The 708-nt window shown below is 68.9% G+C and carries 1 protein-coding gene; it reads right to left on the reverse strand.

The features are described from left to right. On the reverse strand, positions 1–708 hold a 708-nt coding region (locus Pth03_RS41170; protein ID WP_239119822.1), incomplete at both ends, for a sensor histidine kinase.

Here is a 708-nt window from a genome sequence, read left to right on the forward strand (position 1 = left end):
GAGTCTTCGATCGTGAGGGTCCCGTTGTGGGCGTGGGCGATGTCGCGCGAGATGGCCAGGCCGAGCCCGCTGCCTCCCGGCTCCCTGCGCCGGCCCTCGTCCAGTCGGACGAAGCGCTCGAAGACGCGCTCTCGGTCCTGCGGCGCGATTCCAGCACCGTCGTCGCACACGGTGATGACGGCCGAGCTCTCCACTCGTCCCATCGTGACCTCGACCCTTGTGTCCGCGTGCCGCCGGGCGTTGACCAGCAGGTTGTCGATGACCCGGATCAGCTGGATCCGGTTGCCCAGAACGTTCACATCCCGGCCCGCGTCGACGTGGACCGGCACGCCACCCGCCATGGCCGCCACCTCCTTCGCCACCAGCGCGCCGACGTCGATCGGCTCGTACGCGGCCGGCTCTCCGGCACGGAGTCGAGCCAACACCAACAGGTCATCGACGATCGTCTCCAGCCGATCGGTGACCACCAGCGCCTCCCTGATGGTCTCGTGCGGGTCGACGTCGTCGGGGTAGAGCACCGCCTCCTCGAGCCGGGCGCGCAGACCGGCAAGCGGCGTTCTGAGCTCGTGCGAGGTGGAGGAGGCGAACCGACGTTGCTCCTTGAACATGTCCGCGTTGTCCACGGCGAGCCCGGCCCGGCTGGCGATGTCGTCGATAAGGGATAGATCGGCCGAGTCGTACACCGGGGAGGTCTCGTACCGGGCCAGG

This window comes from Planotetraspora thailandica (assembly GCF_016863335.1).
GTDB lineage: Bacteria > Actinomycetota > Actinomycetes > Streptosporangiales > Streptosporangiaceae > Planotetraspora > Planotetraspora thailandica.